This is a genomic window from Aureibacillus halotolerans, from assembly GCF_004363045.1.
GTDB lineage: Bacteria > Bacillota > Bacilli > Bacillales > DSM-28697 > Aureibacillus > Aureibacillus halotolerans.
On record NZ_SNYJ01000008.1, the window covers coordinates 47669 to 72839 of the forward strand.

Genomic DNA, 25171 nt, shown 5'->3' on the forward strand with positions numbered 1-25171 from the left:
GTTTTTTATTGAAGCAACTATTAACGAGAGTAGAACTCTACGATAAGTTGTTCGTTGATTTCTGCTGGTAGTTCAGCACGCTCAGGAAGACGGTTGTACGTTCCTGAAAGAGCTTCTGCATTGAATGTAAGGAATTCTGGAACGAAATTGCTCACTTCAACAGCTTCTTGGACAATCGCAAGGTTACGTGATTTTTCACGAACGGCGATTGTTTGTCCTGCAACGACGCGGTAAGAAGGGATATCTACTCGTCCGCCATCGACTTCAATGTGACCGTGGTTAACAAGCTGACGAGCTTGACGACGAGTACGCGCCAAACCGAGGCGATACACGAGGTTGTCAAGGCGAGATTCTAGAAGGGCCATGAAATTTTCACCCTGAATCCCTTTCATTTTGCTTGCATCATTAAATGTACGATGGAATTGACGTTCATTAATTCCAAACATAAAACGCAATTTTTGCTTCTCGCGCAATTGCAATCCATATTCAGATACTTTTCTACGCTGATTTGCACCGTGTTGACCTGGTGGGAAAGGGCGTTTTTCTAATTCTTTCCCTGTTCCTGTTAATGAAATACCGACACGACGTGCTTGTTTCCAACTTGGTCCTGTATAACGAGCCATATAATGACTCCTCCTTCGCTTTTATTTTGCATAAAATAAAAGCTTGCCATGGCACACACGCATGTTCTCTATGTTATTTCCTGCATCCTCGCCTCAGCAGCTAAGGTTACACGATGCACCTCAAATGAGGAACAACATACGAATAAACAAGGCGTCCACTCTGCTTTATTTTACACATGCAAACGCAAGTATACGTTGATTTGGTTATAAAGTCAATACGTTACGCCTTCAAAGACGCTTCAAGAACACGAACGAACTGCTCAAGAAATACCTGATCCTCAGTTGTAAAGCGCTGAAGTTCAGGAGCATCAATATCAAGGCAGCCAATGACTTTGCCGTCTGCATGAATGGGAACGACGATTTCTGACTTTGATGCTGGATCACAGGCGATATGACCTGGAAATGCAGAAACATCTGTGACAAGCTTTGTTTCATCCAACTCCACGGCAGTTCCGCAAACGCCTTTCCCTATAGAAATGCGCACACAGGCCGGAAGACCTTGAAAAGGGCCGAGCACAAGCGTTTCCCCTTTAACTAAATAAAAACCAACCCAATTGATGTTTTCTAGGTATTGATTTAACAACGCGCTGGCATTTGCCAGATTGGCGATTTGATCATCCTCATCTTCGATCAACGCTTGTAGCTGCTTGAGAACAAGCGCCTCGTTTTTTTGACGATCCTCTGAATATGATGAACCGGTGAACATCGTTTGTGACCTCCATTCAACATGATACGAGTATTTCCCCATTCATTCTCGCAGATCTTGCAGAAAACGTCGAGCGAATTGAACAGGTGTTGAAGAGAACTTAGAGAACTGTTCCTTCATAGAGATTTAAAGTGTGCACAAATAGAGGAGGAGCAGAAATGAGTACGTCAACAAAGAAAAAGATGCTTGATGCAGCAGTGTTACTGTTTAATGCGAAAGGGTATGGAGGCACTTCGGTACGAGCAATCGCGCAAAAAGCGGACGTCAATCCTGCGCTAATCTCCTATTATTTTAAGAATAAAGATGGTCTTTTAGAAGAACTGGCAATTGACTATTTTGAGGGGTATATGGATGTGCTTGGAAAAGCCATGAATGAGGTTGATCGAACCTATGCGCCAGCCGCCATAAAAGAAGTCATCGTCTCATTATTAGAACACCAACGTTCCCATGCAGAAACGGCACGGTTTATTTATCGCGAATTAACCCTTGATTCAATGCTGGCAAAAGAAGTGGCTTCGACCTATTTAGCAAAGGAGAAATATGCATTTTCTTCGCTTTTTGAACAGGGGATTCGCCAAAAACATTTGGTGTCGTTTCCGGTAGCCTATACGATCATGCAGTTGAAGACGATGTTGATGACACCTTATTTACAAAAGCACTATTTAACAAACGTGCTGTATGTATTTCCTCATGAGCCCTATTTCCATGTCATGCACCAACAGCAGGTTTGTGGATGGATTGATCAAATGACGCTTGCAGTGAAGCAACATGCTTGAAGGTTCGTGTAAGCGGATTTCAGGTCACGCGTAGGACGCCATTTCTCTTGTTTTCTCCCCCGAAAAACATATGGAGTGTGCATTTCTGTTTTTTTTCTACAAAATAGTAAGGTAGAGGGCGTAAAAGAATGATATGATATGGGATAATGAAGATTCTATTCTATTTCTAGTCATTTACCGTCCATTATCTATGAAAATGAATGAAAACTATTTTGAACGTATACAATTTATATTCTGTTAACACTCGTCTTAAAGTGAGAGAAATGGTGTTGATCGGGGAGGCCTTAGAATGTCGTTATTGCATTGGATTATTCTTACGCTGGTCGCTGTTACAATCTTGTTTATCATCTCGATGTTTCGTAAGCGGTCGATTTACAAGCAGGTGGAGCAGTTTGAAGAGAAAAAAAACCTTCTGCTGAACGGAAATGTTCCAGCAGAACTCGCGAAAGTGAAACAATTAAAGCTTACAGGAGAAACGGAGAAGAAATTCTACGGCTGGCGCGATACATGGGATGCGATCGTCACTGAGGAGCTTCCAAAACTTGAAGAAAAGATGTTCGACGCAGAAGAAGCAGCTGACAAATATCAATTCCGAAAAGCGGGTCATCTTTTATATGATATTCGTCAGACCTTGCAGGCCAATGAAGAAAAAATTCAATTTATGCTAGCAGAATGCCAGGAGCTCGTTGGCAGTGAAGAGAAAAATCGCGAAGAAATTGAAGAGCTAAAAGCCTCTCATCAAGCGCTTAAAAAAACAGTACTCGTTTCCCGGACGAAACTAGGTTCAGCTGTTACGATATTGGAGCAACAACTAGAAGAGATTGATGAGTCCTTTTTAGATTTCCATAAAAAAACAAACGATGGCAATTATTTTGAGGCAAGAGATGTTCTGTTGTCCATCGAAAGTCGTTTACATAATGTAACTTCCGTAACAGAAACTTTACCCGAGTTACGCCAGGAGTTCATGCATAGACTGCCAGATACGATTGATGATCTTAAAGCGGGTTGTCAGGATATGGAGGATCAATCCTATTATCTTGACCATTTGCAGCCTGAAGAATCAATTACAAAACTCACCAACGATTTAGAGGCAGGTAGGGCGCTGTTGGATCGCGGAGAGGTTGAGCAGGCAGAAGAACTTGCTTCAACAATGAAGAAAACCATTGATTCTTTTTATGAAGCTTTAGAAAAAGAAGTCTATGCAAGGCATTTCACAATGCAAGAGGTTGAAAAGCTTGAGCCTACATTAGTTTCTCTTGAGATGGAAGAGACGAAGCTGAAGGACGAAGTGCATTTGTTGCAAGCAAGCTATACATTGGATGAGAGTGAGTTACAAGAGCACTCAAAAATGGAGAAGGACATTCGTGCGCTCCAAAAACGTTTTCAGCAGCTCGTTTCGGCAATGGAGACTCATGTTGAGGCACCGAGTGCGTTAAAGGAAGAACTTGTAGAACTGCAGAAGGAAAAAGAGCGTATAAAAGCGTTGCAAAAACAAAGATTTGAAAACTACCAAACCTTGCGCTCTGATGAGCATGCAGCGATTGAAGCATTGCAAGGTATGAAGAAGAAGCTTGTTGATGTCCGTAGACTCGTTCATAAAAGCAATGTACCAGGGGTGCCCTCCTCCTATATCAATGGGTTTGAAAAAGCAGAGCAAGACTTGGGTGTCGTCGAAGACGCTCTAAAAGAATCCCCGTTGCATATGACGAAGGTGAACGAGAGTGTCGAAGCAGCGCAAAAAAGTGTAGACCAGTTGTATGAGGCAAGTGTTGAAATGGTGGATCAAGCCTTTTTAGTTGAGCAGCTGATTCAGTATGGGAACAAGTATCGCAATCGTCACCCACAGCTGGGCTCACAATTAAAGACGGCTGAAGAAAGCTTTCGTAAGTGCAATTATGAGCTTGCACTTGAACAGGCAGCCGCAGCTGTTGAGGCGGTCGAACCTGGTGCGTTGAAGAAGATGGAAGAAGTTCTAGAGTATCGCGAATCCATGTAATACAAAGCTGCAAGAGGAGCATCTCCTTTTGTAGCTTTTTAGTGTGAGTGAATATCAGAAAGAAAATACGACGAGACGTACTTTAGAGGAAATGTTGCAATTATGGACTTCAGCGTTTAAAGAAAACACGAAGAGGTACTTTCGAATCGATGTTACGCTTGTGCCCTTTAGAGAGCAAAGAAATCACGACGGCTTCGTCAAAATACTTCGCGTTCCGCGGGCACGGCTTCAGCTTCCTCGGAAAGCAAGCTTTCCTGCGGGATCTTCAGCTCGAGCTGTTCCCGCAGGAGTCTACGTATTTTGACTACGCTGATGTTTGTTTCTTTGTAAATTGTTTTTATTTTATCCCAGTTTCATATTACTGAGAAAATGGAAAAGAGAGTTGAATCGTGCTGCTTTAGTAAACAAGAAAATGAAGCGAAGTGTTTCATATAGAGGTGGATTTTTCTGTTTTTGCAAATTCTTTTCGATCTGTTGGATGAGAGAGTCAGGAATCCCAAGTGAACCTTGCGTATAAATGGAACAGATTGAATTAGAGTTAAGCGATGCGTACAAAAAACAAATACAGCGCAGGCATCCCACGTAATGCATACAACGAAGTACATGGGGCATTTCAGCAACATGAATACTTATCTGCTTCTGAGGTAACCACCAAACGCATGATAAAGCTAATAGAGAAAAACACCAGCCTTGTTTAGTAAACTGAAGATACCAGCGTTCACTATCTTAAACCTCCAAAAGATATGAAGCTTCATAATTAAAGCCAAGAATCCTTCAATACTTAAAATTAGTTGGGTTTGAGTAAATTTCTTTAAAAATATTTTATAAGCCATGTCTGAGAATGTAAGAATCGTTAACAAATCAAAAGCAGCCACTAGCGTGACCCCACAGCGCACGAAGTGCCGAGGAGGCTTAGCAGTTCGCCCGGCGGCAAAGAAATCACGACGAAGTCTTTTTGAGTCGATGATGCACTTGTACCCTTTAGGGTGAAAGCGGCGTATGGCAGCTTGTATAAAAAGCAACTACAACAATGGATTGCAAGTTTAGCCACTTATATCTAAGCTCCGTATGATCTTGTTGTTTTTAGTCAATCACTCATTTCGCAATTGTTTGCCCTAACAAAACAGGTCAACAGCTGCATTCTTTTGTTGTCGAATTTGATGTGATACGATATTGTCATTGCTATTACGCGTGAAGAAAGTAGGAAATGACCAAGTGATTTATTTAGATAACAGCGCGACGACGAAACCTTTTCAAGAGGTTGTCGACGCATTTTCAAAAACATCGCTCCGTTTTTTTGCCAATCCTGCGTCCATCCATTCAGAAGCGTTAGAGGCCGAAAAGCTACTTTCGCGGGCACGACAGCAGCTCGCTTCCCTCCTTCATGCGGACGAAGAAGAGCTTGTGTTTACTTCAGGAGGGACGGAAGGCAATCATATGGCCATCTTTGGTCGTGCACGAGCGATGCAGCATAGAGGCAAGCATATTATTACTACGAAACTGGAACATCCTTCTGTTCAAAAACCGATTGAGCATCTTGAGCAAGAAGGTTTTGAAGTGACATGGCTGACGCCAAATCAAAGAGGTGTTGTTACGGCGGAACAGGTCAAAGACGCGTTGCGTGACGATACGATTCTTGTCAGTATTATGCATGTCAATAATGAACTAGGAAGCATTCAACCCGTACAGGAGGTCGCAAGTCTTTTAGCAACACATCCGCTTGCGGCATTTCATGTCGATCATGTCCAAGGAGCAGCAAAGCTTCCGTTAGCTCTTCGTCAACTACCGATCGATCTCTTAACTCTCTCTAGCCATAAATTCCACGGCATGAAAGGATCAGGTGTCCTGTTTGTTAGGAAAGGCACCGCTTTAAGCCCCATTCAAATTGGCGGTACGCAAGAGGGAGGACGCCGGGCAGGGACCGTCAGTGTCCCCGGTGCCGTCGCCCTTGCAAAGGCGTTTAGGCTAGCCGCTGAAAGGTACGAAACCGAGTGGGTACACTTGGGGACCATCTCACAGCAATTTAGAGACTTGCTTGCATCAATGAAGGGAGTTCGTGTATTGTCACCACCTGATGCGATTCCAACGATTGTCAATATCGCGGTCCCGGGGCTTAAGGCAGAGATTCTCATACACGCCCTTAGCAGACAAGGTATTTTTGCATCGACTCAATCTGCATGTTCCACGCGCACGTATGCGCCAAGCAGAGTACTCCTTGAATGTGGTCACTCTGAAATAGTTGCAGGCAGCGCCATTCGTTTTTCTTTAAGCTGTGAGACGAAACAGAAAGATTTAGAAAGAGCAGCAACTGTTTTCCAACAAGCATTACACTCCCTACAGAAAGTGATGAAACCTTCATGAACATCTATGACCATATATTAATTCGTTACGGTGAACTGGCGTTAAAGGGAAAAAATCGCCATCACTTTATTCAAAAACTGAAAGATCAAATTGTCTCGAAGCTTGCCCCTTTGTCCGGGCATCCAACTTTAGACATTGCGCGCGATCGAATGTTTGTCCGTTTAAATGAAGCAAACCATAAAGAAGTCCTGACAGTGCTCCAGTCGGTTTTTGGAATTTCTTCAATGAGTGCTGCGGCCAAAGCGCCATCAGAGGTTGAAAAGATTTGCGAGACGGCGTTGAGCGTGTTTAACGAGCAGACGGCTGGCCAACCAACACGCTTCAAAGTTACGGTGAGGCGACCGGACAAAACCTTCCAGCCAGACTCACAAGTAATGAATGGAATCGTAGGGAGCTATTTGCTGCAACACTGTGCCAACGCCAGTGTAGACGTGCATACCCCTGACATCGAGCTTAAAGTTGAGATTAGACACAATGCAACCTATGTTTTTTCAGGGGATATTAAAGGCGTCGGGGGATTGCCTGTTGGCATCTCAGGTCGGGCGATGCTTATGCTTTCAGGAGGAATAGATTCTCCCGTGGCCGGATATCTAGGCATGAGAAGAGGATTAACACTGGAGGCGGTGCATTTTCACAGTCCCCCATATACAAGTGAGCGCGCCAAACAAAAAGTGATTTCTCTTGCGCAACGTCTGTCTGCGTTCGGTCCAGTTCGTCTACATATCGTGCCTTTTACCGCTATACAGGAAACGATTCGAAAAGAGGTGCCCGGATTCATTGCCATGACGGTGACACGCCGAATGATGCTCCGAATCACTCGGCAACTGGCGGAAGCCAATGATGCCCTTGCCATCGTGACAGGGGAAAGTCTTGGACAAGTGGCCAGTCAAACGTTAGAGAGCATGCATACCATTGACGCTGTTTGTGACCTTCCGATTCTTCGTCCGCTGATTACAACGGATAAAATCGACATTACAAAAGTGGCGAGGCAGATTCAGACATATGATATTTCCATCCAGCCTCATGAAGATTGTTGTACGGTTTTCCTTCCTTCAGCACCAAAGACTCGTCCGAAGAGAGGACCAACGGCTTTTTACGAGGCTGGTCTGCAAACAGAAACCCTTATTGCTGAAGCCCTTGCTGGGGTGGAGACGATGGAAAGTTTCGATGAAAAGAGTGAAAAGGAATATTCAGACTTACTTTAATGACAACAACGTCTTAGCAAAAGGAATGATGAAATGAAACGTTTGTTTACGGGTGGTCCTATTTATACAATGAATGCACCTGGGGAGATCGTAGAAGCAGTGGTTGTCTCAGGTGATCGAATTTTAGCGACCGGTCCTTTTGCATCATTGAAGGCGACCTATGCCGTGAAAAATGACGAGATGATCGATCTTGAGGGGCATACGATGTACCCTGGGTTTGTGGATAGTCATTTGCATATGATTGGTTATGGGGAAAGCCTTCTTCGTCTTGATTTGTCCGCTGAGACCTCTTCCAGAGATGTGATACAGGTTTTGATCCGTGAAATGGAAGGTCTTCAGAGTGAGTGGTTGATCGCTGACGGACTGAATGAAAACAATTGGAAGGATCGACAGATGATGTCGATCGAAACACTTGATGCCATCAGTCCATATCATCCAATTGTGCTTCATCGTATATGCAAGCATGCTATGCTCGTAAACGCAGAAACTTTACGGAGGGCAGGTATTGATGCCGAAACCCCTGATCCGCCAGGCGGTGTGATTGGTCGCTTTGGAGATGGGCGCTTAAACGGCTGGCTCTATGATGGTGCTCAAGAAGTTGTAAAACAACTTATGCCACAAGCCGATCAGATGTATTTGGATCGAGCGCTGAGAGCATCTGTGAGCAAATTGCTTTCGTTCGGTTTAACAGGTGGACATACAGAGGATCTCGCCTATTATCAAGGCATGTATCCAACGCTCTCTTCATTCAAAAGAGTCATCGATGGCGAACGATTGTCGTTTCGGACGCAGCTGCTTATTAATCACCTTTGTATGGATGAGCGGGATCGGTTTGATGGCTTTGCGGATGCACGGGAGTTACTCGAATGGGGTGCAATTAAGCTATTTGCCGATGGATCCTTTGGTGGTCGCACGGCATGGTTATCGCATCCTTATGACGATGATAAAATGACCAGTGGAGTTAAAATTCATACCAACGATGCGTTGGAGCAAATTATTTGCCGAGCAAGAGCCATCGATAAAACCGTCGCGATTCATGCAATTGGGGATGCTGCCTTGGCCATTGTGCTAGATCTCTTGGAAAAGCATCCACCGAATGTTGGGGACCAAGACCGCATCATACATGCTTCTTACGCATCAAAGAGGCTTATCGAGAAAATGGCGCAGCTCCCTATAGCCCTTGATATTCAGCCACAATTTGTCGTATCTGATTTCCCATGGATTCTCGACAGACTTGGTGAACGAGCCAATTTGTTGTATCCATGGAAAACGTATGAGAAGCATGGCTTGCGTTTAGCAGGGGGCTCAGATGCACCAATAGAAACCCCTGATCCGCGGTTAGGCATTTATGCAGCGATTGCAAGGAAAAAGCGGAGTGCCGTTCACAATGGCTATTTCCCAGCGGAAAAGCTGTCAATGTTTGAAGCCATCTCCCTTTACACGACAGGCAGTGCTTGGATTAGTGGACACGCCAACAGTCGAGGGCGAATTGCGGAAGGATTCGTGGCGGATTTTTCGATTTTCGAACAGGACTTTTTTGCACTAGAAGAAACCCCAGAGGCTATTCTCGACAACGCTGTTTCTCAGACAATTGTTAGCGGCAAGACACAATACAAGCAAACATCCCCGAACCGTAATTAAACGGCCGGGGATGTTTTTAGTTTTCCAAAAAGGAGCGTTTGACTTTTTCCCAGAAGGAATTGTTTTTAAGCTTTACGGTTTTAATCGTTCTATGGCTGAGAGCGATATCAATGGTACGAATGTTTTGGATGCTCATCGCTTCATTATCAAGACCAATCACAGGGTAGTCATTTCCGTCCTCATGAATGCGAAGACGAAGCTTGCGCTGATTGCTGAGGATAAAGGAGGACCCAAGCGTACGATAGCGATTGTTGTTTAATGAGGCAAGCTCACTAACTTGGAAGCAAGGCAGCAGCGGATCGACGACAGCACCATTAATGGATTTGTTGTACGCTGTGCTTCCCGTAGGTGTCGAAACAACGAGCCCATCTCCACGGAAGGTTTCAAAATGCAAATCATCAATGTAAACATCCATGACAAACGTTTTTATAATCGATGAACGAATGCTGCACTCGTTTAAACAATACAAAGGACTCATTCCATTTACTGACACTTCAAGTGTAGGGTAACGACGAACCTCAATGGATTCATTCGTTTCCACGGCCTTTTTAATCGTGTCAGGATCTGTGACAGAAAAGTCACAGTAGAGTCGAGGCTGAGCATCCGTCGAAATCCCGACATACGTGCAATCTTCCCGAAATTTGGTTTTACGAACAGCCTGCAAGAAAGAGCCGTCATCGCCCATACTTACGATAATGTCTGCCTTTTTATAATCTTTTTCAAGCGTAAATCCATAGGCGTCGGCTGCTTTTTGAATTTTTTCAATGCGTTCGGTCAGTTCAGGTGTCTTTTTAAAGGAAAAATAGATGGATTGGTCTGTAAGCAACCTCATCGCCTCGCTTTCATCTAGTTGTATCTGACGCTTCTATTATGACAAAAATAGCGCTTCTTTAACAGCAAGATCTTCCCTAGTCCCTTCCCTAAGGTTTGAAATCATTTTTTTGTGACGATACTGGTTAGCAATCTTTGTGTCGGGAATGAGTGCAATGGCCTATTGGATAATGGCAACGATAATCATCGTAGGAATAGGAATCGTCCTCTTATGTACAACCGTTCGTATACAATGCATGTACAAACGAGAAGAAAAAAACGATATTTTCGAAGTAACAATTGTGATGTGGCGTTTTATACGAATAAAGAAAAAAATACCAATGCTTGCTGTAAGTGAAAACGAGCCTGCTTTGGTCGCTGAGGTTGACGGAAAAAAGGAAAAGAAAACCAAGTTAATTTCAATCGACGATGCCATTCAACGAATTGAGGAGATTCATAAGCTCGTTTTACGCATTACAGGGATGCGCAAAATCGCTCGACGTTTTTTAAAACATCTGCAAATCGTCAAATTCGAATGGAAAAGTGAAGTTGGGACAGGGGATGCTGCAACTGCTGGAGTGGCGGCTGGAGCTGCGTGGAGTATTAAAGGGGTTGTGTTAGGAATGCTGTCCACTTTTCTTACACTTAAATGCCCCCCGGTAATTCATGTCTGGCCAAATTTTCAACGTCCGTGTTTAAACATGTATTTGAACTGTATGGTTTCATTTAAGATCGGACATGCTATTAAAACGCTTGTAAGTTTAGGGGTTCATTGGAAAAAATCGAAACCAAAAATAGAGGAGTCTGATGCAAATGTCTGAACATCCAATTCAAAGCTTGATGAAAACGGCGATGGAACACCTTCAAAAGATGATTGACGTAAACACCATTGTAGGAGATCCAGTCGAAACTCCTGATGGGAGTGTAATTCTAACCGTTTCAAAGGTAGGCTTCGGCTTCGCTGCAGGGGGCTCACAGTTTGGGAAAAAATCACATAAATCTTCTCAGTCTCAATCTCATTCGGCTGATGAGGAAGGTAGTCAAGAGGACGCTTCATCACCACAGAGTAGCCAAGACTTCCCTTTTGGTGGAGGAAGCGGTGGAGGGGTGTCCATTACACCTATCGCCTTTTTAATTGTTGGCCGTGATGGAGTGAAAATGGTTCACCTTGATGAAACGACTCATATTTACGAGCGTTTGTTGGATTTAGCTCCACAGGCCGTTGAGAAAGTACAGCAAATGTTACGCCGCCAGGAAAAGGAACACGGGCAACAGACACCTAATAGTGAAAAGCTTGATTTATAAAACGTTTGCATAACATCTAGCGGTTGAAATCTCCTCTGGAAACGTCTATGATGACTATGACATCAATGGAATGACGGTGAAAGAACTGAATCAAATAGGAGGAGATTCTTTGGGACGAGCAGGTGTGACATTTAAAGATAACGCAGTGACGTTGGCAGGAAATGAAGTAAAGCCAGGTGATAAGGCGCCAGACTTCAAGGTGCTAACGACAGGCCTTGAAGAGCGTACGCTTTCTGATTACAAAGGGACGCCACTCATTATCTCGGTGGTGCCTTCGTTGGATACAGGTGTTTGCGACGCGCAAACGCGGAAATTCAATGAAGCAGCGGATACCATTCCAAACGTTAAAGTTCTTACGATCAGTGTGGATTTACCATTCGCTCAGAAAAGATGGTGTGGAGCTAACGGCATTGATTCAGTCGAAACGCTTTCAGATCATAAGGATCTTTCTTTCGGGACAGCTTATGGTGTTCATATTGAAGAACTCAGACTGTTGGCAAGATCAGTGTTTGTCATTGATGCCAATGGAACGATCACCTATGCAGAATACGTGCCTGAAGTAACGAACCATCCGGATTATGAAGCGGCATTGAGTGCAGCTCGTTCAATCCAATAAACTGTTTCGCCTGAAGGCTCTGGTACTTGCCGGGGCTTTTTCGTGTGCTTATAAAGGAGGCTTACGATGACAACAAAGTCAGAAGTTGAATTGCTGTTTGAATGGTTGGATAAGACAGCGACAGAACAATTATCAACAAATGAAGGCTCCTTTTTGGACGCTTTGGCTTTAGCTGCGGAAAAGCTGTTTGAAGAAGAGGACGCCGCCTCGTTTTCTTTTGAACAATGGAACAGTGAATTCATCCGAAAAGGGCTTCAGTTAGGGATATTAAAAGGGATGAAAGAAGGGGTCCAAGCGCATCATGCGATGACACCAGATGGAGTGGCTCTCTTTGTGGCGTTTCTCATTAACAAATGGCTGGGAGATCGAAACGAGTGGAGTTTACTTGATCCGGCAACGGGAACGTCAAACTTGCTCACGGCGATCATAAACCAGTCCGTGCATAAACCGACGTTTGTGCAAGCTGCTGAAGTTGATGAAACATTGATGAGGTTATCCGCTGCAAGTGCCAACTTACAACGGCACCCTATTGCTTTCTCGCATCAGGATGCCTTGCAACCTATGTATATGAAGGAAGCTGATGTGGTTGTATGTGATTTACCTGTCGGCTTTTATCCAGGAGACACAAATGGCTACAGTTTAGCAGATGCAACGAATGAACGCATGCCATTTAGTCATTATTTGTTTATTGAGCAGGCGCTCAGGTATTGCAAAGACAGTGGCTACCTATTCTTGATCGTTCCAAATACTTTGTTTGAAATGGATGAAACACGAGCGTTGCATCACTTTATTACAAGTCATGCGTTGATTCATTGTTTCTTTCAGCTGCCAGAATCAATGTTTCAGCAAAAGCATCACGCCAAGAGCATTCTCGTTCTGCAGAAAAAGGGAAATGAAGCTATTCAGCCAAAAGATGTTCTTATTTCAATGCTTCCATCATTAAAAGATGAAGCGAAAGTACGATCTGCCATGATGCAAATTGGTCAATGGCATGCAGAACATCTCCAAAATAAGGAACAATCATCTTAGAATCAATAAGACAAATGACATTGCTTTCAAGAAAAAGCAATGTCTAGGGGGACATCTTGATGAGTAAAGTAATTGCAATTAATGCCGGGAGTTCATCGTTGAAATTTCAGCTATTGGACATGCCCGAGGAAGACGTCCTGTCAAAAGGCGTCTTTGAACGGATTGGCTTAGAGTCACCAACGTTTACGATTGAATTTGGTGACAATGAAATCACAAAAACATTGACGATAAAGGATCATGCTGAAGCGGTCGATACACTTTTGCATAGCTTGCTTGAACATGGAATCATTCAGTCATATGATGAAATTGAAGGCATCGGCCATCGTGTTGTCCATGGTGGTGAGAAATTTAGTGACTCCGCATTGATTACGGAGGAAGTCATTAAGGATTTACGCGAAGTCTCTGAGCTTGCACCTTTGCATAATCCAGCAAATATCGTTGGCATTAAGGCTTTTCATGAAAAACTCCCGAACGTGCCAGCCGTTGCTGTTTTTGACACGGCATTTCATCAAACGATGCCTGAGTCTTCATATTTGTATAGCCTACCTTACGATTACTACAAAGACTATGGGATTCGGAAGTATGGATTCCATGGCACATCACATAAATATGTAACTGAAAAAGCGGCTGAATCTTTGGGACGCCCTATTGATCAACTTCGTTTGATCTCTTGCCATCTTGGAAACGGCGCCAGCATTTGTGCTGTAGAAGGCGGCAAATCCATCGACACATCCATGGGCTTTACGCCGCTCGCAGGTGTTACGATGGGCACACGTTCTGGTGATATCGATCCTGCTTTAATTCCGTACATTATGGAGAAAACAGGAAAAACGGCGGAAGAGGTCACAAACATTCTTAACAAAAAGAGTGGTTTGCTTGGACTGACAGGTTTGTCTAGTGACCTTAGAGATATTATGGAGGCAGCTCAAGGTGGCAACCACCGTGCAGAACTTGGCCTTGAAGTGTTTGCAGCCCATATTCATAAATATATTGGTTCTTACGCTGCGAAAATGAGTGGTGTTGACGCCATTATTTTTACGGCTGGCATTGGGGAGAATTCTGCTCCTGTTCGAGCAAGAGTGTTAAATGGTCTTGAATTCATGGGCGTTTACTGGGACCCGATGCTTAATGAGGTTGGTAAAAAGACGTCGATGATCAGTTACCCTCATTCCCCTGTCAAAGTAATGGTTATACCAACGAACGAAGAAGTCATGATCGCACGAGATACAGTTCGTCTTTCACATATTTAATACCCTTTTGCCTTGCCTCTGTATTTAGGGGTAAGGTTTTTTTGTGCCTAAATCAAATGACAGACGTCTGGGCTCTTCATAATAATTGCGCATTGATTAAGTGGGCATACTAACACAACTATCTCAGCGTAAAATTACTTTTAACGCTAACACCATGAGGTGCATTCGAATCGATGTTCGCTTGTGTCCTTTGTGGTGCAAAGAAATACGGTCGCTTCGTCAAAATACTTCGCTTTCTGTGGGGCACGGCTTCAGCTGATCCCACTAGAGTCTACGTATGTTGACTACGCTAATGTATATTTTTGCGTAAACTGTTTTTATTTTGGATCGGTCTCATATAACGAGTAAGAAAAAGTGTTAAATCGTGATGCTTAGACAAGTAAGCGCATCGTTTCATGCAGAATCATATTACCTAGAGCCCGAAGATCATCTGCTTTGTAGGATTGATGCAGCGGTAGACTTAAGGTTAGATAACTTGGGCAGAGCGAGATCTTCAACGCTGGCTGTGTTTGTGTGGACGCGAGGTGACATAAATCAATTGACTCCTTCAAAACAACACCTGCTGTATTCAGTAAGATGGTGCCAATGCTCACAATCCTGTAATTTCTAACGCTCTAAAAAAGCAGACGAGACCTTTTTAGTTCACATCACGTCATAAAAAATGAGATCATCATTAAAAGCAGCCACTAGCGAGAATCCAGCGGCATTAAAAACACGATGAGGTCCTTTCGAATCGATTTAGAACTTGTACCCTTTAGGGTGAAAGCGAGTGTAGGGCAGCTTGTATAAAAAGCAACATCAACAATAAATTGCAGGTTTATCCAGCTTGTATCTCCCGAGTTTAAGGTGCGAAAGTTGAGATGATTTGGGTCTTCTGGAGAACACTAATTAGAATACCGTGACCTTGATTTGTAAACGAAAAGGCCAATCCAAAAAAAGCGTCCATCGCATGACATGAAAATGGTGTAATGAGTTAGATCCATAAATCAAAGTCTCGACGTTTTATGCAAGTGACAATTTTTTGAGTAGTAATGGGTAAAATAACGATATTCATACGAACAATAACTTTTTTATGAAAAAACGGTTGAAAAAAAAGTGTAAAGTTGCTAAAGTAGAGTGTAAGAAAATACAACTTGATGAATAATAATAAATTGTATAAACCATGAGATGTGATTCCCGTGTGGGTGCATGATTAAAAGGAGGACGTTTTTAATGAAGAAGGTTGTTTTAGCATATTCCGGTGGTTTGGATACATCTGTTGCAATTAAATGGCTTCAGGAAAAAGGATACAGTGTTGTGGCCTTGTGCTTGGATGTTGGCGAAGGGAAAGACTTGGATTTCGTTAAGCAAAAAGCACTTGATGTAGGTGCAATTGAATCGTATATGCTTGATGTGAAAGAGGAATTCGCAAATGATTTTGCATTAAAAGCGTTACAAGCTCATGCGCTTTATGAGCAAAAATATCCATTGGTCTCGGCGCTAAGTCGTCCACTGATTGCCAAAAAACTTGTTGAAGTCGCAGAAGCGGAACAAGCGATTGCTGTAGCTCACGGCTGCACAGGAAAAGGCAATGATCAGGTTCGTTTTGAAGTTGCCATTAACGCATTAAATCCGGATCTTGAAGTCCTTGCGCCAGTGAGAGACTGGAAATGGTCTCGAGAAGAAGAAATTGAGTATGCGAAGCAAAACAATATTCCAATTCCAATTCAATTGGATTCGCCGTATTCAATTGACCAAAACCTTTGGGGACGTAGCAATGAGTGTGGCATCCTAGAGGATCCATGGGCGACGCCTCCAGAAGGCGCTTATGAGCTGACTGCAAGCCTTGAAAACACGCCTGATGTGGCTGATATCATTGAAATAGATTTTGAAAAAGGTGTCCCAACGAAGATTGATGGGAAGGCATACAGATTGGATCAATTGATCATTGAACTCAACATCCTTGCAGGGAAGCATGGCGTTGGAAGAATTGATCATGTCGAGAATCGTCTTGTTGGTATTAAATCTCGTGAAGTGTATGAGTGCCCAGGAGCGATGACATTGTTAAAGGCTCATAAAGAACTTGAGGACATTACGTTGCCTAAAGAAGTGGCACATTTCAAGCCTGTTCTTGAGAAAAAGCTTACTGAACTCATTTATGACGGACTTTGGTTTTCTTCGCTTCGACCAGCCATTGACGCCTTTTTGCAGGAAACACAGAAGTCTGTGACTGGCACAGTACGTGTGAAGCTCTTTAAAGGGCATGCGATTGTGGAAGGGAGAAAATCGGAGTACTCTCTTTATAATGAAAACCTTGCAACCTATACATCTGATGATGAATTTGATCATGATGCGGCTGTTGGCTTTATCAAGCTTTGGGGTCTTCCAACTAAAGTTCACAGCATGGCCCACAACAAGAAGGTGAATGCGTGAAGAAGCTTTGGGGAGGACGTTTTACAAAAAGCGCCGAGGACTGGGTGGAAGCCTTCGGCGCTTCCATCTCGTTTGATCAGCTGCTTGTGATGCAAGACATACAGGGGAGCATGGCGCATGTACAAATGCTTGGTGCATGTAGCATTATTTCGAACGAAGACATGGAGAAAATTCATTCGGGCCTTGTGCAGCTGCAGCAAAAGGCAGCTGCGAATGAGCTTGAATATAGCGTTGCAAATGAAGACATTCATTTGAATCTTGAGAAGCATTTAATCGATTTGATTGGTCCTGTTGGTGGAAAGCTACATACAGGACGCAGCCGAAACGATCAGGTTGCGACTGACATGCATTTGTATTTGCGCGATGAAATTGCTGGCATTCAGGAAGATCTTCGTTCACTACAAACCGTTTTGTTAGAGGTTGCTGAGTCGAATATTGAGACGCTTATTCCAGGTTATACGCACCTTCAACGTGCACAGCCGGTTTCGTTTGGTCATCATATGATGGCGTATTTCTGGATGCTCGAACGTGATTACGGGCGTCTTCAGGATAGCTTAAAGCGTGTAAACATTTCTCCATTAGGGGCAGGCGCACTTGCCGGGACAACCTTTCCGATTGACCGGCATTTGACAGCTGAAAAGCTCGGATTTGATGGCATCTACGAAAACAGCCTTGACGCAGTCAGTGATCGCGACTTTATTCTTGAGTTTCTGAGTAACTCCTCCATGATTATGATGCATCTGTCTCGTTTTTGTGAGGAGCTTATTCTTTGGTCGTCTCAGGAATTTCAGTTCATTGAGATGGACGATACATTTGCAACCGGATCAAGCATTATGCCACAAAAGAAAAACCCCGATATGGCAGAGCTTATTCGTGGGAAAACCGGACGTGTATATGGTCATTTAATGGGTTTGCTTACGATTATGAAGGGCACTCCATTGGCCTACAACAAGGATATGCAAGAGGATAAAGAGGGCATGTTTGACGCTGTCACAACTGTGCGAGGATCTCTTAAGATTTTTGCAGGCATGATTGGTACGATGACAGTAAATAAAGCACATATGGAAAAACAAGTGCAAAATGATTTCTCTAACGCCACCGAGCTTGCCGATTATCTCGCAAGTAAAGGGGTTCCATTTAGAGAGGCTCATGAAATCGTTGGAAAGCTCGTCTTGCTTTGCATTCAACGTGGCATCTTCCTTAAAGATCTTTCGTTAGCGGAGTATAAGCAAACGAACGATGCGTTCGAAGAAGATATTTATCACTACTTGGATCCATATACCGTCGTCGAAAGGCGGAAAAGTGCTGGCGGAACAGGGTTTTCAGCTGTTCGTAAAGCGATCGATTTGGCGAAAACACGAATGCAATAATCACATAGAGTGTAGAAGAAAACGGACAGCGGATTATGCTGTCCGTTTTTTTGCATGTAGGTTAGAAGGCCATGGTTTCCATGCTCGGAACTTCTTTTATTAGCAAATGATCAACGATTGAACGTTTTGCGATATTGACTTGGGGTCATGCCAGAATAGCTTTTAAACTGCTTGTTAAAGGTTCTTAACGATTGGAAACCACTTTCTTCGGAAATCTGTAGGATGCTATGCTCAGGAGACCGCAAGAGCTCGTCCATGGCATGCTGTACACGCAGCCGAAGCAGAAGTTGGTGAGGACTTGTTCCAGTGAAGGTTTGAAAGCTTTGAAAGTAACGACTTCTTTTCTCGCCGCTTAACTCCATTAAAGTGTCGATGGAAACGTCTTCTGTGAAATGTTGAAGCAAATACTGAACAGAATGACTAATTGGCTGAACATCATTAGAATTAATGACCAATTGTTTCTGGCTACTTGCGTAGTCATAGATTTGAAGCAAGATATCTAGCAGGCATAAAAATTGCTCGGCTTGTTTTACTGTCTGCCTCAATGGCTGATCATTCGTTTGTGAGGCTCTTTGAAAGCTTTTTGCAATCGAAATTGCATGCGAAGATGACGCTGGAATTAACGGGGAGGGCAGCCAGTCCGTATAAAATGGAATAAGTAACTGGTATCCATTTGGAATTAAACGCGCTAAAGATGGGACAAACAATAGCATGTTCCAACAGGATTTTCTTTCGTTTACTGATGACCCCCAATGCGGCTCAAAAGGTCTGCATACAAATACGTCTCCTGGCTTCCCAATATAGGTTTCTTGACTAAACTGGTAACGCATTTCATTCTCCAGAACAAGGCCTACTTCTAAGCTATCGTGTATATGCTGTTCATGTTCTTCAAGGTTAAAGTACCCACTAGTAAAAAGAAAAGGTTGCTCCAAGCGAATATCTTCATAATACATCACTTCCCTCCTTCTTCTCCAATTGTAGCATTCATGGACAAAATGGCTAGTATTCAACGACTATATGCCAGAATATTTCTCCTTTTGCTGATACACTAGCGTTACTTTTGAAAGGAGGTAGGCAAGTGAGAATTTACTTCATTGGGGCTGGATTTATTAGCCGAACCCATATGGATTCATTGCGTAAGTTGGGGTTGTATGAATCGACACAGGTGAGGATCTGCGATTCAAATCCTAAAACGTTGGAAGATTTTATAGATCTTCATCCAGGAGCAGTCGGCTTTTCCGATGCCAAGCACATGCTCTCGGAAGACCCGCAAAAAGATGACGTTGTCATTGTTGGAACACCGCCATCATCGCACTTTACTTTAGCGATGCTTGGACTCAAGTCAGGCAGGCATGTACTTTGTGAAAAACCACTCGTCACAAAATCCGCTGACGCAGACCTTTTATTTAAAGAGGCACAACAGCGAGGCTTAACCATTGGCTGTTGTAGTAGCCGTTTTGCAGGACTTGAAATGGCTAAAGTGGTGCGCGATATTCTTCAACAAGGCAGAATTGGTGCCCCTTACAAGTTCAGCTTTATACATCGCGTAAATCGTGGCCGTCCAGGGATTGAATATCAACCACACAGCAAATGGTTTCTAGATAGCTCGGTGTCTGGGGGAGGTATCCTGTTCGACTGGGGACCATACGATATCGCTTCACTCATCGAGCTTCTTGAACCAGAACGTGTAGAAGTCCATGGTGCTTGGTTAAGCAGACCGATTACTGATGTTGATCCAACAGACGTTGTAAACGATGTTGAAACACATTGTGGGGCGATGATGAAATTCATTCAAAAAAATGGGGATGACGTCTTTATCCAATATGAGCGCGCATCATGTACCCATGGAAATACATTTAATCAAGTTGAACTTGAAGGTACTTTAGGCGCCATTACCTGGGACTCATTTTATGGTGGAGAAGAAATCACTCTTTCAACAGATGTAGAAGGAAAGATTCATCAAGAGAAAGAAGTGGTTACAGCGAAGGATGAGTTTAGTCCTATGGATAATCCTGTGCGTTGGTTTGTTTCACATCTAGAAAATGGACAAAGTCCTGCCATCGTGAATGAGCAGGCCGTGTTCAATCTCCACTGTTTACAAGCCATTTATCAAGGGGCAAGAACAGGGGAAATACAAATTGTAGAAAGAGTGAAATAAGATGATAAACAAAGGTTTTACTTCGAATCTTTGGGTTTGGTCAGAACGCTTTAAGCTGGATGGTCGCGAATGGGACTTAGAAACATGTCTCAACGAATGCGCGCAATCTGGCCTAAACGGCATTGAATTGAATGCGGATCAGCTTGAAGGCATGTATAAGCAAGTACAATCGGCAGGACTTGCTGTTTCGGCAAGTTATATAGGGTTGGAGCTTCATAAAGAAGGCTTAGGAAAAGAACTTAAAGAGCGCATTCTTCCAATCGCTGAACAGTTGGTTAGCTTAAAAGGAACGGATCTACTTGTCAACGCCGATGCTGATTTTAATGCAACAACAGCGTTTAAGACGGAAGATGATTTTAAAAGACAAGGAGAGCATCTGAGCATGATTGCAGAGCTGCTTGAGCCATATAAATTAAATACAGCTATGCATAATCATGCTGCCATCCATGAACATGCTGTCGGAGACTTACGTGCGGTTACAGCATATTCGAGTCCTTCAGTGGGTCTTTGTGTAGACACAGGCTGGGCACTTACAAGTGGCTGCAACCCTCAAGAGTGGGTTGAGAAATATCCAGAGAAGGTGTTTGCTGTGCATTTGCGAAATCAATTTGGCAGTGTACCAACAGAAGATCTGATTGAAGGTGACATCTCAATGCCGGCCTTTATTGATGCGTTAAAAGCAGCACAATACGAAGGGTGGATTTCACTTGAGCTTTGGCATCGCAAAGACACGAATGCAGAAAGAACAATGCTAGAGGATTATCGGCTTTCCATTGATTATTTAAATACGCTAATTCAGGCATAAACAGAACGAGCTTTCTGGAAGTGATGGGCATTATCGATTTAGATTTAAAGGTTGCACCGCAATTGCCAACACGAAAAAATTTCACTGTTGGCTGTGAATCATTCCGTTAGGTCCTACTGTTTCGTCCAGATTGGGCGAATGCCCTTTTACCTAAACCATATACTTGCGTATCGGACGTGTTCAACGTTTCTTGTGATGCGAAAAGTATTCTCACTAATGAGGTCATTCAATTAACAACATGTATGTAGCTAGAAGAACATTCATGATGTTCGCTTATAGAAAAAGGCATCTTCTTTGGGGGAACCCCCAAGAGGATGCCTTTTTCTGCGCAAAATGGCCATGACAGAAAAAGAGACAATGCCTAAACAGGTGTGAAGTTATAAAAACTAGAACTCAGAAGGGAGCAGATGTTGCCGAATTTTCGTTCCAAGCAAGGCGCTTTTTCGCAGGCGTACCGAACTGACGTCAAGGAAAAGGAACGCAGCAAGGGTCGAAAAGGCGGTGACAGATGCCTCTTAGCGAGTTTTAAGACACGCCCTAAAACACTGGTGGCAAATGAGGAGGTTTTCAAAGAACTAATCGAGCAGATTTTATTAAAAAGCTCTTTCTTTTCCAAAGATACCATTTACGTTATTCTTAAAGAAGAAAGTTCCCGATAGGAGGAAACCTGAGATGGCTCGCTTACAATGTTCAATTCATTCTGAAACGCTTGGTTTATCCACATCTGTGGTCGTGCTTTTGCCTGATATGGGATCAGCGCATTATCAGTTGCCCGAAGCTGGACTGCCGACGTTATATTTGCTCCATGGATTATCAGATGATAGCAGTATTTGGACGAGAAAAACATCGATTGAGCGATATGTTGAAGAAATGAATATCGCTGTGGTGATGCCCGAAGTGAATAAGAGTTTCTATACAGATATGCATCATGGGGACGACTACTGGACCTTTTTGACGGAAGAATTGCCAAGGTTTATGGAAAGAATGCTACCGTTGTCCAAGCATCGTAATGACCGATTTGTAGCAGGTCTTTCAATGGGAGGTTATGGTGCGTTTAAATGGGCGCTAACAAAACCTGATCAAATATCCTACGGTGCTAGTCTGTCAGGAGTGGTCGACATCCAAGTGTTACGAATGTCTGAGCAACAAGCGATTCGTGATCTTGGCGTCTCCATATTTGGAACAGATGAACGCATTGCTGATGCGCATAATTTGTTTTCGCTCATGGAACAAAATGTACACCGTGACTTACGCCCGACGCTGTATCAGTGTTGCGGGACTGAGGATTATTTAATAAATGACAATGTTCGCTTTAAGGAGGCTTGTCAAAAGGCAGGATTCCCTCTTCATTATGAAGAAGAGCCAGGAGGGCACACGTGGGCCTACTGGGATGAAAAAATTCAATCTGTGTTACAATGGTTGCCAATCAATATAGCAGATCCGGAAAAATGAAGGTGATAGGAGAGATTTTGTGATGCCGCACCCTCTGGCACATGTGTTTATAAGTGCAGGAACAAAAGGATTAGGAAAACAGGTGGCCATTTATTTTCTAAAACGTGGCCATCCTGTAACAATGTCCTATTTTCAAGATCAATCTGCTGTCATGAAGCTAAGAAAAGAGATGCCTGACGACGAGCACCTCATGCATTTCGTCCAAGGGGACGTGACGAAGGAGCAGGATGTCCAACGAATGGTTCAAGAAGCCAAGGAAAAACATGGCCCCGTTCTTACGCTCATTTGCAATGCCGGCCCCTATGTATTCGAGAGGAAGTCACTAGCTTCTTACAGCACAGAGGAATGGAACACTATGATTCATGGAAATCTTTCGTCTGTGTTCCATTTTTTCAAAGCGTGTGTAAATGGAATGAGGGAGGCTCATTTCGGACGAATTATTACGTACGGGTTTCAAGATGCGCCCAATGCGCCAGGCTGGGTGGAACGATCAGCTTTTGCAGCGGCAAAAACAGGTCTTGTCTCATTGACGAAAACGATTGCCATGGAAGAGGCGTCCTATGGCATCACTGCGAATATGGTCTGTCCTGGAGACATCTCAGGAAGTATGAAGGAAGCTTTTATCGCGGAATCAAGCCAAGCACTTAAAGCCGCACCCGTTGGTAGAGCGGGAACTGGAGAGGATATTGCAAGAGCGGTCGGTTTTTTCGCCAGCGAAGACTCTGGGTTTGTGACAGGAACGGTGCTGGAGATTACTGGTGGGGAAAATGTTGTGTACCAAAAAACGACTAAATAACTTCAGGTGGTTGAGAAACGCTCGCTTTTATCGTTGTATTGCCTTGTCCGGTGCTCATTGCCCATATGGCAACTCCGCGCCTCCTAGGCTTCACGCCTCAAAAGACAAACGTTTTCAATCCACCTGAAGGGGTTGTGAGAGAAACGCTCGCTTTTATCGTTGTATTGCCTTGTCCGGTGCTCATTGCCCGTATGGCAACTCCGCGCCTCCCAAGGCTTCCCACTTAGATAAGATAAACGTTTTCACGTTTTGACTAAAGTTTGTCGTCATAATGCTTCTTAAGAAGTATATATTTTCCGTATTGCCTCATCCTAAACGATGAGGTGATATGAAATGTGGCGAGTGATTCTTATTGGTGCAGCGATATGGCTTCTGTTTACAAGTGATCATCCGTGGACGCCAGACAATCTTCCAAAGACGATTGAACAATTTCAGTTGAAAATTGAAAATGCTGGTGAGATGTCGCTATTTCAAAAGCATGGCGAGGACGGCTACCTTGCATTTGCTCCGGATGAACTACAAGGCAAGCCTGCTGAGGATGCGGTCAATCAAGTGCTCGATCGTTTAACGCCAAAACAAGGAAAATCAACTGAAGAATATCTTGCTGATTTAAAAGAGCTTGGGTATACCTCAATTGAGTCTTTTCAAATGCTTTTGCACGATAAAGATGGATTATTTTCATGGATTTGGCCCAACAGTTAAGGTATAAGATAGATGAAAAGGGAGTGTAGCATAATGAAAATTGGCATTCCGAAAGAAATAAAAAATCAAGAGCATCGTGTCGCTCTCACACCGTCAGCTGTTTCTGAGCTTATCACTCGGGGGCATCAAGTCTTAGTTGAAGCGGGTGCTGGAAACGATTCGGGTTTTTTGGATGAGCACTACGAACGTGTCGGGGCGTCTATCGTGAAAACAGCGGAAGACGCGTGGAGCTGCCAAATGGTGATGAAGGTGAAGGAGCCCTTGCCAGAAGAGTTTAGATATTTTAGAGAGGGCTTATTACTGTTTACATACCTTCATCTTGCCGCTGATCGAGAGCTTACAGAAGCACTTAAAAAGTCGCGGGTCACTGCCGTTGCCTATGAAACCGTTCAAACGTCAGACGGGTCACTGCCTTTACTAAACCCAATGAGTGAAGTGGCTGGGCGAATGTCTACGCAAGTAGGCGCGCAGTTTTTAGAGAAGATGAATGGCGGCAAAGGCATCTTGCTTGGTGGTGTTCCAGGAGTGCGCCGTGGGAGAGTTACTGTCTTAGGTGGTGGCACTGTTGGGTATGAGGCTGCACAAATTGCTGTTGGTCTTGGCGCATACGTCACGGTTCTTGATATAGACCCAGAGAGGCTTCATTTTTTCGATCAACTGTTTGGGACGAAAATTCAAACGATGATGTCAAACCCATTGAACATTCATGATTGTGTAGCAGAAAGTGACCTGCTTATTGGCGCAGTATTAATCCCTGGAGCCAAGGCACCGACACTTGTAACAGAAGAAACCGTGAAGGCGATGGGAGACGGATCGGTGATTGTTGATGTTGCTGTTGACCAAGGTGGGATTGTGGAGACGACTGACCATGTCACGACGCATGATGAGCCTACGTATTTACGACATGGCGTGTTGCACTATGCTGTTGCCAATATGCCCGGTGCTGTTCCTAGGACATCGACGATTGCTTTGTCCAATGTGACAGTGTCCTACGCTGCTTTGCTAGCTGATCTAGGGGTACGTGAAGCGTTGATAAAACATCCTCCTTTACAAAAAGGCTTAAACGTATACGAAGGTGAAGTCACTTACAAGGCCGTTGCGGACGCACATCATATGAGCTGGAAAAATGTAGCGGATGGCTTGTAAGAGCAATGTGCT

Annotated in this window: 22 protein-coding genes; 18 read left to right on the forward strand and 4 right to left on the reverse strand. The window is 43.7% G+C overall.

Features of this window, described 5'->3' with window-relative positions:
* Window positions 1-20: 20 nt before the first annotated feature.
* Together rpsD and EV213_RS10745 are read right to left on the reverse strand one after the other, a co-directional pair.
* On the reverse strand, window positions 21-623 hold the full coding sequence (gene rpsD / locus EV213_RS10740; protein ID WP_133580539.1) for a 30S ribosomal protein S4: 603 nt from the start codon (window positions 621-623) through the stop codon (window positions 21-23).
* Window positions 624-843: 220 nt separating this feature from the next.
* Window positions 844-1329, reverse strand: coding sequence for a GAF domain-containing protein (locus EV213_RS10745; RefSeq protein ID WP_133580540.1), 486 nt, complete (start codon window positions 1327-1329; stop codon window positions 844-846).
* A 158-nt stretch (window positions 1330-1487) separates the two neighbouring features.
* On the opposite strand from EV213_RS10745, the gene refZ reads away from it, so the two are divergent.
* From refZ to EV213_RS10770, 5 genes are all read left to right on the forward strand, one after another.
* Entirely contained in the window at window positions 1488-2105 is a 618-nt protein-coding gene (refZ, locus tag EV213_RS10750; RefSeq protein ID WP_133580541.1) for a forespore capture DNA-binding protein RefZ, read from the forward strand.
* Between the two features lie 289 nt (window positions 2106-2394).
* Window positions 2395-4101 (forward strand): septation ring formation regulator EzrA, encoded by a 1707-nt coding sequence (gene ezrA, locus EV213_RS10755; protein ID WP_133580542.1) that lies wholly within the window; start codon window positions 2395-2397, stop codon window positions 4099-4101.
* Between the two features lie 1173 nt (window positions 4102-5274).
* Window positions 5275-6462, forward strand: coding sequence for a cysteine desulfurase family protein (locus EV213_RS10760; RefSeq protein WP_243740067.1), 1188 nt, complete (start codon window positions 5275-5277; stop codon window positions 6460-6462).
* On the forward strand, window positions 6459-7667 hold the full coding sequence (thiI, locus tag EV213_RS10765) for a tRNA uracil 4-sulfurtransferase ThiI (RefSeq protein WP_133580543.1): 1209 nt from the start codon (window positions 6459-6461) through the stop codon (window positions 7665-7667). Before EV213_RS10760 ends, thiI begins: the two co-directional genes overlap by 4 nt.
* 33 nt (window positions 7668-7700) lie before the next feature.
* Window positions 7701-9308 (forward strand): amidohydrolase, encoded by a 1608-nt coding sequence (locus EV213_RS10770; RefSeq protein WP_133580544.1) that lies wholly within the window; start codon window positions 7701-7703, stop codon window positions 9306-9308.
* A gap of 16 nt (window positions 9309-9324) precedes the next feature.
* On the opposite strand, the gene EV213_RS10775 is transcribed toward EV213_RS10770, so the two are convergent.
* Window positions 9325-10140 carry an NAD kinase gene (locus EV213_RS10775; protein ID WP_133580545.1) on the reverse strand — a complete coding sequence of 272 codons (816 nt, stop codon included), beginning with the start codon at window positions 10138-10140 and terminating at the stop codon, window positions 9325-9327.
* Window positions 10141-10294: 154 nt separating this feature from the next.
* Between EV213_RS10775 and EV213_RS10780 the strand changes: the two genes are divergently transcribed.
* The 7 genes from EV213_RS10780 (at window position 10295) to argH (ending at window position 18100) form a co-directional block, all read left to right on the forward strand.
* Window positions 10295-10939, forward strand: a complete 645-nt coding sequence (locus tag EV213_RS10780; RefSeq protein ID WP_166639262.1) for a DUF2953 domain-containing protein — start codon at window positions 10295-10297, stop codon at window positions 10937-10939.
* Window positions 10932-11423, forward strand: a complete 492-nt coding sequence (gene ytfJ / locus EV213_RS10785; protein WP_133580547.1) for a GerW family sporulation protein — start codon at window positions 10932-10934, stop codon at window positions 11421-11423. Before EV213_RS10780 ends, ytfJ begins: the two co-directional genes overlap by 8 nt.
* A 109-nt stretch (window positions 11424-11532) precedes the next feature.
* A complete protein-coding gene (gene tpx, locus EV213_RS10790; protein ID WP_243740068.1) occupies window positions 11533-12039 on the forward strand; it encodes a thiol peroxidase in 507 nt (168 codons plus the stop codon).
* A gap of 66 nt (window positions 12040-12105) precedes the next feature.
* Window positions 12106-13068, forward strand: a complete 963-nt coding sequence (locus tag EV213_RS10795; protein WP_133580549.1) for a class I SAM-dependent methyltransferase — start codon at window positions 12106-12108, stop codon at window positions 13066-13068.
* A 59-nt stretch (window positions 13069-13127) separates the two neighbouring features.
* Complete coding sequence (locus EV213_RS10800) at window positions 13128-14318, forward strand: acetate kinase (RefSeq protein WP_133580550.1); 1191 nt, start codon at window positions 13128-13130, stop codon at window positions 14316-14318.
* Window positions 14319-15530: 1212 nt separating this feature from the next.
* Window positions 15531-16730, forward strand: a complete 1200-nt coding sequence (locus tag EV213_RS10805; protein WP_133580551.1) for an argininosuccinate synthase — start codon at window positions 15531-15533, stop codon at window positions 16728-16730.
* On the forward strand, window positions 16727-18100 hold the full coding sequence (argH, locus tag EV213_RS10810; RefSeq protein WP_133580552.1) for an argininosuccinate lyase: 1374 nt from the start codon (window positions 16727-16729) through the stop codon (window positions 18098-18100). Before EV213_RS10805 ends, argH begins: the two co-directional genes overlap by 4 nt.
* A 110-nt stretch (window positions 18101-18210) precedes the next feature.
* On the opposite strand, the gene EV213_RS10815 is transcribed toward argH, so the two are convergent.
* Window positions 18211-19053: a helix-turn-helix domain-containing protein gene (locus tag EV213_RS10815; RefSeq protein WP_133580553.1), complete on the reverse strand. Its 843-nt coding sequence runs from the start codon at window positions 19051-19053 to the stop codon at window positions 18211-18213.
* A gap of 125 nt (window positions 19054-19178) precedes the next feature.
* Between EV213_RS10815 and EV213_RS10820 the strand changes: the two genes are divergently transcribed.
* From EV213_RS10820 to ald, 6 genes are all read left to right on the forward strand, one after another.
* Window positions 19179-20258, forward strand: a complete 1080-nt coding sequence (locus EV213_RS10820) for a Gfo/Idh/MocA family protein (RefSeq protein WP_133580554.1) — start codon at window positions 19179-19181, stop codon at window positions 20256-20258.
* A gap of 1 nt (window position 20259) precedes the next feature.
* Entirely contained in the window at window positions 20260-21063 is an 804-nt protein-coding gene (locus tag EV213_RS10825) for a sugar phosphate isomerase/epimerase family protein (protein ID WP_133580555.1), read from the forward strand.
* Window positions 21064-21735: 672 nt separating this feature from the next.
* Window positions 21736-22515 (forward strand): alpha/beta hydrolase, encoded by a 780-nt coding sequence (locus EV213_RS10830; protein WP_133580556.1) that lies wholly within the window; start codon window positions 21736-21738, stop codon window positions 22513-22515.
* A gap of 34 nt (window positions 22516-22549) precedes the next feature.
* Complete coding sequence (locus EV213_RS10835; RefSeq protein WP_133580686.1) at window positions 22550-23311, forward strand: SDR family oxidoreductase; 762 nt, start codon at window positions 22550-22552, stop codon at window positions 23309-23311.
* Between the two features lie 333 nt (window positions 23312-23644).
* Window positions 23645-24013 (forward strand): hypothetical protein, encoded by a 369-nt coding sequence (locus EV213_RS10840; RefSeq protein WP_133580557.1) that lies wholly within the window; start codon window positions 23645-23647, stop codon window positions 24011-24013.
* 33 nt (window positions 24014-24046) lie between these two features.
* Window positions 24047-25159 (forward strand): alanine dehydrogenase, encoded by a 1113-nt coding sequence (ald, locus tag EV213_RS10845; protein ID WP_133580558.1) that lies wholly within the window; start codon window positions 24047-24049, stop codon window positions 25157-25159.
* Window positions 25160-25171 lie beyond the last annotated feature (12 nt).

Bases quoted from the DNA above. Each gene is read 5' to 3' on its own strand.
- rpsD (WP_133580539.1), bottom strand. From the start codon at position 623: ATGGCTCGTTATACAGGACCAAGTTGGAAACAAGCACGTCGTGTCGGT.
- EV213_RS10745 (WP_133580540.1), bottom strand. From the start codon at position 1,329: ATGTTCACCGGTTCATCATATTCAGAGGATCGTCAAAAAAACGAGGCG.
- refZ (WP_133580541.1), top strand. From the start codon at position 1,488: ATGAGTACGTCAACAAAGAAAAAGATGCTTGATGCAGCAGTGTTACTG.
- ezrA (WP_133580542.1), top strand. From the start codon at position 2,395: ATGTCGTTATTGCATTGGATTATTCTTACGCTGGTCGCTGTTACAATC.
- thiI (WP_133580543.1), top strand. From the start codon at position 6,459: ATGAACATCTATGACCATATATTAATTCGTTACGGTGAACTGGCGTTA.
- EV213_RS10770 (WP_133580544.1), top strand. From the start codon at position 7,701: ATGAAACGTTTGTTTACGGGTGGTCCTATTTATACAATGAATGCACCT.
- EV213_RS10775 (WP_133580545.1), bottom strand. From the start codon at position 10,140: ATGAGGTTGCTTACAGACCAATCCATCTATTTTTCCTTTAAAAAGACA.
- EV213_RS10780 (WP_166639262.1), top strand. From the start codon at position 10,295: ATGGCCTATTGGATAATGGCAACGATAATCATCGTAGGAATAGGAATC.
- ytfJ (WP_133580547.1), top strand. From the start codon at position 10,932: ATGTCTGAACATCCAATTCAAAGCTTGATGAAAACGGCGATGGAACAC.
- EV213_RS10795 (WP_133580549.1), top strand. From the start codon at position 12,106: ATGACAACAAAGTCAGAAGTTGAATTGCTGTTTGAATGGTTGGATAAG.
- EV213_RS10800 (WP_133580550.1), top strand. From the start codon at position 13,128: ATGAGTAAAGTAATTGCAATTAATGCCGGGAGTTCATCGTTGAAATTT.
- EV213_RS10805 (WP_133580551.1), top strand. From the start codon at position 15,531: ATGAAGAAGGTTGTTTTAGCATATTCCGGTGGTTTGGATACATCTGTT.
- EV213_RS10815 (WP_133580553.1), bottom strand. From the start codon at position 19,053: ATGTATTATGAAGATATTCGCTTGGAGCAACCTTTTCTTTTTACTAGT.
- EV213_RS10825 (WP_133580555.1), top strand. From the start codon at position 20,260: ATGATAAACAAAGGTTTTACTTCGAATCTTTGGGTTTGGTCAGAACGC.
- EV213_RS10830 (WP_133580556.1), top strand. From the start codon at position 21,736: ATGGCTCGCTTACAATGTTCAATTCATTCTGAAACGCTTGGTTTATCC.
- EV213_RS10840 (WP_133580557.1), top strand. From the start codon at position 23,645: ATGTGGCGAGTGATTCTTATTGGTGCAGCGATATGGCTTCTGTTTACA.
- ald (WP_133580558.1), top strand. From the start codon at position 24,047: ATGAAAATTGGCATTCCGAAAGAAATAAAAAATCAAGAGCATCGTGTC.